We start from the raw sequence: 8,358 nt of genomic DNA on the forward strand, positions 1-8,358 counted from the left end.
GAGACCGCGCGGATGTGGCGATCGCTCGGGCACCACGATGCGACCGGCGGCTTCCGCATCGACGGGGTGACGGGCCCCGACGAGTACAGCGCGATCGCGGACAACAACGTCTACACGAACCTGATGGCCCAGCAGAACCTGCGCGCGGCGGCCGACGCGTCGGAGGCCCATCCCGGTCACGCCGGTCGGCTGGACGTGGACGCCGAGGAGATGGCGTCGTGGCGCGACGCCGCCTCGGCCATGCTGATCCCCTTCGATGACGCGCTCGGGGTGCACATGCAGGCCGAGGAGTTCACCGAGCATGCGCGCTGGGATTTCGAGGCGACGCCGCCGGAGAAGTATCCGCTGATGCTGTACTACCCGTACTTCGACCTGTACCGCAAGCAGGTGGTAAAGCAGGCCGACCTGGTCCTGGCGATGCACCTGCGCGGCGACGCGTTCACCCTCGAGCAGAAGGCCCGCAACGTCGCCTACTACGAGCCGCGCACCGTGCGGGACTCGTCGCTGTCGGCGTGCCCGCAGGCGGTGCTCGCGGCCGAGGTCGGCCACCTCGACCTCGCGTTCGACTACTTCGCCGAGGCGGCGTTCACCGACCTGCACGACCTGCACCACAACGCACGCAACGGGCTGCACATCGCCTCGCTCGCCGGCGCGTGGATCGTCGCGGTGGCCGGGTTCGGCGGGATGCGCGACCACGACCAGTCGCTCCACTTCGCGCCCCGGCTGCCCGCGGCGCTCACCCGGCTCACGTTCCGGATGACCTACCGGAACAGCCGCTTCGCGGTCGAGATCGGCCACCACGGCACCACGTACCGGTTGCTGGAGGGACCCGAGCTGGCGGTGACCCACCACGGCCAGGACATCACGATCGTGGCCGACCCGGTGCGCCAGCCGATCCCGCCGGCGCCGAAGTACCCGACGCCGACCCAGCCGCCGCGGCGGGCGCCGCGCCGCCGGGGCGCGCTCAACCCCTAGAGCAGTACCACTTCCCGGGCGCCGTCCGGGCCGGAGAGCGTCAGCTGCTCGCCGCCCTCCTTGACCGCGCGGTAGACGAAGTCGCCGTAGCCGACAAGGCGGCGCAGCGCCTCGGTGAGCGTGACGCCCTCGCGGTGGATCAGGTTCTCCAGCGCTCGCACCATGTCCGGCGAGATGGCGACGTTGATCCGCTTGGCCTCGGTGCGGGGGTGGCTCTGCGGAGCCTCGTCGACGTCCGGGCGGTTACCCGACATGACCACATCCTGATCTGTGCGCATAGCGAGCACTTCCTGACACGCGATCGAACCCCCGCCTCGTCAAGTTTGGCATGACACACACAGTGATGCAACACGTCATATACAGCTGATAGACGTTGTTTATGTGGCATTCTGGAGTTAATCTGCTCTGTAGAGTGACGTTCGAAGGACCGACGAGCCATGCAGGACACCAGCCCGGCTGCCAGCCAACGCCCCGACCCGGTCGCCGGTCGCGACGGCGAGGCGGTCACCTGGCTGGAGGTCGACGTCGACGAGCCGGGCGACACCCCGCTCATCGCGCTCATCCCCCTGCCGGACGAGCTCCCGCCGGACCAGCCCCCGCCGGACGAGCCATGAGCCCGCCCGTTCCCGAGCCGCCGCGCCTGCTGCGCCGGTTCCGCCGCCCGCCGGCCGGGGAGGTCGACGAGGACGGCACCTGGGTGGACCGCTCGCCGCCCGGCAACCGCGAGCTCATCGCCCGCGGCCGCGAGCTGGAGCTGCGCGCGCAGCAGGCCGACATCGAGGCGCGGTCCGCCGCGCGCCGGCACTACCTGCGGATGCAGACGTGGGTGCTGCTCGGCGTCGGTGCGCTGATCCTGCTGACGGTCCTGGCCCTGGTGCTCGGCCTGTGGGTGCACGCGATCAACGCGTCGTTCGCCACCGAGCTCGCCCGGATCATGCTGCCGATCCTGCTGGGCGCGGCGGCCACCATCGTGGGCGCGTTCTTCGGCGCGGGTGCGGGGGCGCACCCGGGTCGCGACCTCGAGACCCGCCGGTCCCGCCGGCGGGGTCGTCGCTCGGACGACGAGGCGTGACGGGGCTCAGCGTGGCGCCGGGATCAGGAGCACCAGCGGGGTGTCGACAGGGCAGTCCGCCGCGTCGAACCACGTGCCGTCGAGCGGCTCGACGCCGCTCACCAGCAGCGGGCCACCGCGGGCCGGGCACGGGTCGGCGAGGTCGCCGCGCACGCGCCAGGTCTCGTGGTCGTGGCGGTATGGGGCAGAGCTGGTGTCTGGCATGGTGCGTGTCGCCCTCCTCGGCGCCAGGAGTCGAGGATAACGCCGTGTCGACACAGTGACAACATTCGGTAAGTGTCGATTACGTGTAGTCCGCGTGTTGCATATGCACCGGACACACACCTACACTTAACCCGTTTGGCCGCTACCTACCTCACGGGATGTGATCATGTCGGCGAAGGGCGCACGAACCGAGGCCGCCGAGACCCAGCGCGCGGAGCCGAAGCGGATCAACGTCGCGGTCTCCCCCGACACCGTCCGTGCCTTGGAGCACGTGATCGAGCGCGAGGGCGTCACGCTCACCGAGGCACTGCGACGCCTCGTCGGCTACGGCGACTTCGTCTACCGCGCGGTGCGGGAGAACAGCGAGCAGCTGATCGTCAAGGGCCCCGACGGCTCGCGCGAGGTCGTCCTCCTCTGAGCCGCCCGGCTCAGTCCGTGGTGAAGCTGGTGCCCAGCGCCTGCCAGTCGAGGACCGGCGCGGCCAGGTCGCGGATCGCGGCCAGCAGCCCCAGCCGCGCCGCGCGCACCGGCGGGTCCTCGGCCATCACCAGGATGTCGTCGAAGAACGTGTTGATCGGCCCGGTGAGCCCGCTCGCCGACGCCACGAAGTCCGCCAACGAGTGCGGGCCCGCGCCCAGCGACCCGGTGACCTTGACCAGCGCCTGGTGCAGGGCGCTCTCCGCCGGCTCGGCGAGGATCACCGGGTCGTAGCGCGGCTCGGTGTCGGCCGGCACGATGCGCCGCACCCGCTGCAGCGCGGCCACCAGCGTGGCGAAGTCCGCGTCCCCCACCCGCCGCTCGATCTCGGCGAGCGTCTCGTCGGCCGTGGCCGGCGGCAGCGCCAGGACGGCGGCGACGTGGCGATGGTCGTGGCCGGCGTCGAGCAGCTGCTGCTCGAACCGCCGGGTGGTGAACTCGGCCACCTCGTCCAGCGTGGCCGGCGGCACCTCGATGCCCTGCGCCCGCACGTGCTCCGCGGCCGCCGCGAGTCCCCGCGCCAGCGTGATCCCCCGCAGCGGCGGGTGCGCCCGCAGGATGCTCACGACCCCGGCCGCCGCGCGCCGCAGGCCGAACGGGTCGGAGCTGCCGGTGGGCGCCGCGCCGACGGCGAACAGGCCGACGAGCATGTCGAACCGGTCGGCCAGCGCCAGCACGGCACCGGGCAGCGACGACGGCGGGGCGTCGCCGGAGGAGCGCGGGCGCTCCATGTCGAACAGCGCCTGCGCCACCGCCTCCGACTCGCCCGCGCGCACCGCGTACTCGCGGGCCATCACGCCGGCCAGGCTGGTCAGCTCGACCACCATGTGCGAGCCCAGGTCGAACTTGGCCAGCGCGGCCGCCCGCTCGAGCGTCGCGCGGGCCGAGCCGGACAGCTCGACGCCGAGGTCCGCGGCGACCGCCGCGATCCGGCCGGCGCGGTCGGCCATCGAGCCCAGCCGCTCCTCGAACGCCAGCCGCTCGAGGCCCGCCTTCATCGTCTCGGGCGCCACCTTCAGGTCGGCCCGCCAGAAGAAGCTCGCGTCCTCGTACCGCGCCCGCAGCACGCCCTCGTTGCCCGCGCGGACCGCGTCGACGTCGCAGGAGCCGTTGGCCACCGCGACGAAGTGCGGCAGCAGCGTGCCGTCGGCCGCGCGCACCGGCAGGTACCGCTGGTGCTTGCGCATGACCGTCGTGAGGATCTCCTGCGGCAGCTCGAGGTAGCTCGAGGCGAACCCGCCAAGGATCGCGTTCGGCTCCTCCACGAGGTTGGTGATCTCGTCGAGCAGCGCCGACTCGCCCGCGACGTCGATGGTGCCGCCCACCGACCCGGCGAGCGCCTGCGCGGCGGTGACGATGGCGGCGCGGCGGTCCTCGATCGACGCGGTGATCCCGTGCCGCGCCAGCAGGTCCGGGTACCCGGCCGCCGACGGCACCTCGACCAGCGGCGACCCGGCCGTGCGGTGCACCCGCGTGGTGCGGCCCGACGCCAGGGTCGAGACCGCGACCGGCACGACGTCCGAGCCGAGCAGCGCGACCAGCCAGCGCACCGGCCGGGTGAACGACAGCTTCGGGTCGTTCCACCGCATGTTCTTGTCCGCGCGCAGCTCGGCCACCAGCTCGCCGAGCACCCCGCTGAGCACCTCGACCGCGCCCCGGCCCACGTCGGTCCTGGTGACCCCGACGTGCTCGACGCCGTCGACCTCCACCCGCTCCAAAGTGGACACATCGACGCCCTGCCCGCGGGCGAAGCCCTGCGCGGCCTTGGTGGGCGCGCCCTCGGCGTCGAACGCGGCCGTGACCCGCGGCCCGCGCACGAAGCGCTCCGCGTCCGGCTCGGCCGGCGACACGTCGGGCACCAGCGCCACGATCCGCCGCGGGGTGGCGTGGACCTCGACGTCGCCGTGCGCGAGCCGGGTGCCGGCGAGCTTGCCCGCCAGCGACTCCCGCACCGCCCGCGCGGTCCGGGAGACCTCGCCCGGCGGCAGCTCCTCGGTGCCGATCTCGAACAGCAGCGGCGCGGGCTCGGTGACCGTGGGGAACTCCGCCGGCGCGGTGGCCAGGGGCGGCGGCTCGGTGCGGCCCAGCGGGTGGCCGAGCTCCTCGCGCCGCTCGGCCCACAGCGCCGAGACCTCGCGCGCGAGGCCCCGCATCCGGGCGAACGCGCGGGCCCGCTCGGTGGTGCTCACCGCACCGCGCGCGTCCAGCACGTTGAACGTGTGCGAGCACTTGAGGACGTGCACGTGTGCGGGCACCGGGAGCCGGGCGTCGAGCATGCGGCGGGCCTCGGCGGCGTAGTCCTCGAACAGCCGGCGCTGGGTGTCGACGTCGGCGTCGTCGAGGTAGAACCGGCTCATCTCGTACTCGGCCTGGCCGAACGCCTCGCCGTAGGTGATGCCGGGCGCGTACTGGATGTCCTTGAAGTGGCTGACGTTCTGCAGCGCCATGATGATGCGCTCGACGCCGTAGGTGATCTCCACCGACACGGGGTCCAGGCTCATTCCGCCGGCCTGCTGGAAGTAGGTGAACTGGGTGATCTCCAGCCCGTCCAGCCACACCTCCCAGCCCAGACCCCACGAGCCGGTGGCCGGGTTGGCCCAGTTGTCCTCGACGAACCGGATGTCGTGCGCGTGGATGTCGATGCCCAGGGCCTCGAGGCTCGCGAGGTACTGCTCCTGCGGGTCACCCGGGTCGGGCTTGAGGATGACCTGGAACTGGGTGTGCGTCTGCAGCCGGTTGGGGTTCTCGCCGTACCGGGCGTCGTCGGGCCGGACGCTGGGCTCGACGTAGGCGACCCGCCACGGCTCCGGACCCAGGACACGCAGGATGGTCGCCGGGTTGAGGGTGCCGGCGCCGACCTCGGTGTTGAACGGCTGCACGAGCATGCAGCCGCGGTCGGTCCAGTATCGGGTCAACGCGAGCAAGGCGTCCTGCATGGTCAGCACCCGCACAACCCTAATGTTCCGGGTCTATGGACAAGTCGATGGGCCACCGCACGCGGATGCGTCACACTCGACGGGTGCTGCAGGTGCTCGCCGGGTTGGTGGGACTCGTCCTCGTGTTCGTGACCCTCGCTTACGTGTTCCAGCGCCGGCTCGTCTACCTGCCCTCCCCCGGGCCCGTCCCGCCCGCCGCGACGGTCCTGCCGGGTGCCCGGGACGTGCGGCTGGAGACCGCGGACGGGCTGACCCTCGACGCCTGGTACATCCCCGCGACCTGGCCTGACCTGGGCGTCAGCGTCCTGCTGGCGCCGGGCAACGCGGGCGACCGGTCGCTGCGCGCGCCGCTCGCCGCCGCGTTGCGCGGGCGGGGCATGTCGGTGCTGCTGCTGGACTATCGCGGCTACGGCGGCAACCCGGGTGACCCGACCGAGGCCGGGCTCGCGCTGGACGTGCGGGCGGCGCGGTCGTACCTGGTCGACGAGCTGCGGGTGCCGCCCGGCCGGGTGATCTACTTCGGGGAGAGCCTCGGCGCGGCCGTGGTCAGCGAGCTCGCGACCGAGCACCCGCCCGGTGGCCTGCTGCTGCGCTCGCCGTTCACCTCGCTGCCCGACGCGGCCGCGCGGCTGTACCCGTTCCTGCCGGTCCGGCTGCTGCTCAAGGACCGGTTCCCGGTGGTGGAGCACGTCCGGAAGGTGCACGTGCCGACCGCTGTCGTGTACGGGTCGGCGGACTCGGTGGTGCCGGCGGAGCAGAGCCGGGCCGTGGCGCGGGCGGTTGCTGGACCCGTCTTCTCCGTCGAAGAACTCGGCGCCGATCACAACGACGCGGCGCTCCTCGACGGCCCCCGACTGGTCGACGCCGCGGCCCGGCTCTCCGTTCAGGCGGCCGGTTAGCCGGTTCGGTCAGGCGACGTGCTCGCCCCTGCGCTTGCGGTGCTGGTAGGCGGCACGCCGCTCGCCCTCGTCCAGCCCGCCCCAGATGCCGTAGGGCTCGTACACGGTCAACGCGTGATGGCGGCACTCGACGATCACCGGGCAGCCGCGGCAGATCTCCTTGGCCTTCTCGATGCGCTGTTCCCGCGCCTGGCCGCGCTCGGCCCGCGGGTGAAAGAACATGTCGCTGTTCTGACCTCGGCAAGCCCCGAGTCGTTGCCAATCCCAGGTCTCCGACACGGGACCGGGCAGCCTCGACACGTCAACCATGGGTCTGCTCCTTCACGTACGTTCGCGCTTGAGCGTGCGAGCAGGTGGTACCCCGCGGTAGCGGACGGCAAACCCGGCGGTGTCGGACTGGTGCATCGTTCCTGAAAGGCGTCATGATGATCGGGTACGGACAGCGGCGGGGAGGGCAGTGGCAGTGGCGCGACCGATCTGGAGCGGCGCGATCAACTTCGGTCTGGTGACGATCCCGGTCGAGTTGTACAGCGCGACCGAGGACCACACGATCAGTTTCCGGCAGTTCGAACGGGGGACGTCGGACCGGATCCGGTACAAGCGGATCAACGAGCGCACCGGCAAGGAGGTGGCGTTCTCCGACATCGTGAAGGGCGCCGACCTCGGCGGCGGCGAGTACGTGATCATCGAGCCGGACGAGCTGGACGCCATCGCGCCGGGCCGGTCCCGGACGATCGACATCAACACGTTCGTCGACCTCGACGACATCGACCCCATTCACTTCCAGAAGACCTACTGGCTCGCACCGGCCAAGGAGGAGTACGCCCGGTCCTACGGCCTGCTGCTGCAGGCGATGGAGAAGACCAACCGGGCCGGGATCGCGTCGTTCGTCATGCGGGGCAAGGAGTACCTCACCGCCGTGCGGGCCGGGGACGGGCTGCTGGTGCTGAACACGCTGCTGTTCCCCGAGGACATCCGGGACCCCGCCAAGGAGCTGAAGTCGCTGCCGGAGTTCAGCACCGCACGTGGCAAGGAGCTCGAGATGGCGGTGAACCTGGTCGACTCGATGACCGACGAGTGGCGGCCCGAGGACTTCCACGACACGTACACCGAGCAGGTCGAGAAGCTGATCGAGGACAAGCGCGAGGGCAAGGAGATCGTCGCCGAGGCCGAGCCGACCGAGCCGACGAAGGTCGTCGACCTGTTCGAGGCGCTGTCCCGCAGCGTCGAGGGCCGCAAGAAGCGCCGCGACTCGCCCGCCGCCGACTCGCCGGCGGACGATCTGGATAGCCTCAGCAAGGCCGATCTGGACAAGCTGGCTCGCGAGCTCGACATCAAGGGCCGCTCCAAGATGAGCCGCGACGAGCTCAGCAAGGCGGTCGCGGAGGCGAGGCGCGCGGGCGCCGCCTGACCTGCACGAACGAAAACTGTCGGTGGTCGGTGGTCCACTGTTCTCATGACCCCGACCGCCGACCTCCGCCAGCTTCGCCCAGCCGCCGCGCGCTTCTTATCCGGCGGCCAGGGCTAGGCGCGCTTGTAGAACGGCAGCTTCACCACCTCGACCGGGCTGGCCTTGCCGCGCACGTCCACCGCGAGCTTCGTACCGGGCTCCGCGAGCGACGGCGGCACGTAGGCCAGCGCGATCGGGTGGCCGAGCGTCGGTGACAGGGCGCCGCTCGTCACCGTGCCCACGGGGGTGTCGCCGTCCAGCACCGGGTAGCCGTGCCGCGGCGCGCGGCGGCCCTCGCCGGTCAGGCCGACCAGCGTCGCGGACGGCGGGGCCTCGCTGCGCTTC

The 8,358-nt window shown here is 71.9% G+C and carries 11 protein-coding genes; 6 read left to right on the top strand and 5 right to left on the bottom strand.

Going from position 1 to position 8,358, the window contains the following annotated elements; genetic code table 11:
- Positions 1-975: glycosyl hydrolase family 65 protein (locus VGD70_RS30930; RefSeq protein WP_331087605.1), on the top strand; the 975-nt coding region annotated here is incomplete at its 5' end.
- Here the strand turns inward: VGD70_RS30930 and VGD70_RS30935 are convergent.
- Positions 972-1,229 (bottom strand): ribbon-helix-helix protein, CopG family, encoded by a 258-nt coding sequence (locus VGD70_RS30935; RefSeq protein ID WP_331087608.1) that lies wholly within the window; start codon positions 1,227-1,229, stop codon positions 972-974. The two genes, VGD70_RS30930 and VGD70_RS30935, sit on opposite strands and share 4 nt — an antisense overlap.
- Positions 1,230-1,412: 183 nt before the next feature.
- Here VGD70_RS30935 and VGD70_RS30940 point away from each other — a divergent pair, with 183 nt between their 5' ends.
- Positions 1,413-1,589, top strand: a complete 177-nt coding sequence (locus tag VGD70_RS30940) for a hypothetical protein (RefSeq protein ID WP_331087610.1) — start codon at positions 1,413-1,415, stop codon at positions 1,587-1,589.
- Positions 1,586-2,047: a hypothetical protein gene (locus VGD70_RS30945; RefSeq protein WP_331087612.1), complete on the top strand. Its 462-nt coding sequence runs from the start codon at positions 1,586-1,588 to the stop codon at positions 2,045-2,047. The genes VGD70_RS30940 and VGD70_RS30945 overlap by 4 nt, the downstream gene beginning before the upstream one ends.
- Positions 2,048-2,053: 6 nt before the next feature.
- Here VGD70_RS30945 and VGD70_RS30950 read toward each other — a convergent pair whose 3' ends face one another.
- Complete coding sequence (locus tag VGD70_RS30950) at positions 2,054-2,251, bottom strand: hypothetical protein (RefSeq protein WP_331087614.1); 198 nt, start codon at positions 2,249-2,251, stop codon at positions 2,054-2,056.
- Between the two features lie 166 nt (positions 2,252-2,417).
- Here VGD70_RS30950 and VGD70_RS30955 point away from each other — a divergent pair, with 166 nt between their 5' ends.
- Positions 2,418-2,669, top strand: coding sequence for a ribbon-helix-helix protein, CopG family (locus tag VGD70_RS30955; RefSeq protein ID WP_331087615.1), 252 nt, complete (start codon positions 2,418-2,420; stop codon positions 2,667-2,669).
- Positions 2,670-2,679: 10 nt separating this feature from the next.
- Here VGD70_RS30955 and VGD70_RS30960 read toward each other — a convergent pair whose 3' ends face one another.
- On the bottom strand, positions 2,680-5,664 hold the full coding sequence (locus VGD70_RS30960) for a glycine--tRNA ligase (RefSeq protein WP_331087624.1): 2,985 nt from the start codon (positions 5,662-5,664) through the stop codon (positions 2,680-2,682).
- A 65-nt stretch (positions 5,665-5,729) separates the two neighbouring features.
- On the opposite strand from VGD70_RS30960, the gene VGD70_RS30965 reads away from it, so the two are divergent.
- On the top strand, positions 5,730-6,563 hold the full coding sequence (locus VGD70_RS30965; protein ID WP_331087617.1) for an alpha/beta hydrolase: 834 nt from the start codon (positions 5,730-5,732) through the stop codon (positions 6,561-6,563).
- Between the two features lie 9 nt (positions 6,564-6,572).
- Here VGD70_RS30965 and VGD70_RS30970 read toward each other — a convergent pair whose 3' ends face one another.
- A complete protein-coding gene (locus VGD70_RS30970; protein ID WP_331087619.1) occupies positions 6,573-6,872 on the bottom strand; it encodes a WhiB family transcriptional regulator in 300 nt (99 codons plus the stop codon).
- 154 nt (positions 6,873-7,026) lie between these two features.
- Here VGD70_RS30970 and VGD70_RS30975 point away from each other — a divergent pair, with 154 nt between their 5' ends.
- Complete coding sequence (locus VGD70_RS30975; RefSeq protein ID WP_331087621.1) at positions 7,027-7,974, top strand: Ku protein; 948 nt, start codon at positions 7,027-7,029, stop codon at positions 7,972-7,974.
- Positions 7,975-8,087: 113 nt separating this feature from the next.
- On the opposite strand, the gene VGD70_RS30980 is transcribed toward VGD70_RS30975, so the two are convergent.
- Positions 8,088-8,358, bottom strand: a 271-nt coding sequence (locus VGD70_RS30980) for a glycine cleavage T C-terminal barrel domain-containing protein (protein ID WP_331087623.1), incomplete at its 5' end; no start/stop codon positions are given.

Source organism: Actinophytocola sp., from assembly GCF_036402745.1.
GTDB lineage: Bacteria > Actinomycetota > Actinomycetes > Mycobacteriales > Pseudonocardiaceae > Actinophytocola.

What these genes read in the sequence shown, in the direction of transcription:
- VGD70_RS30955 (WP_331087615.1), top strand. Translation starts at nt 2,418, where the DNA reads ATGTCGGCGAAGGGCGCACGAACCGAGGCCGCCGAGACCCAGCGCGCG.
- VGD70_RS30970 (WP_331087619.1), bottom strand. Translation starts at nt 6,872, where the DNA reads ATGGTTGACGTGTCGAGGCTGCCCGGTCCCGTGTCGGAGACCTGGGAT.
- VGD70_RS30965 (WP_331087617.1), top strand. Translation starts at nt 5,730, where the DNA reads ATGCGTCACACTCGACGGGTGCTGCAGGTGCTCGCCGGGTTGGTGGGA.
- VGD70_RS30960 (WP_331087624.1), bottom strand. Translation starts at nt 5,664, where the DNA reads ATGCAGGACGCCTTGCTCGCGTTGACCCGATACTGGACCGACCGCGGC.
- VGD70_RS30945 (WP_331087612.1), top strand. Translation starts at nt 1,586, where the DNA reads ATGAGCCCGCCCGTTCCCGAGCCGCCGCGCCTGCTGCGCCGGTTCCGC.
- VGD70_RS30950 (WP_331087614.1), bottom strand. Translation starts at nt 2,251, where the DNA reads ATGCCAGACACCAGCTCTGCCCCATACCGCCACGACCACGAGACCTGG.
- VGD70_RS30940 (WP_331087610.1), top strand. Translation starts at nt 1,413, where the DNA reads ATGCAGGACACCAGCCCGGCTGCCAGCCAACGCCCCGACCCGGTCGCC.
- VGD70_RS30935 (WP_331087608.1), bottom strand. Translation starts at nt 1,229, where the DNA reads ATGTCGGGTAACCGCCCGGACGTCGACGAGGCTCCGCAGAGCCACCCC.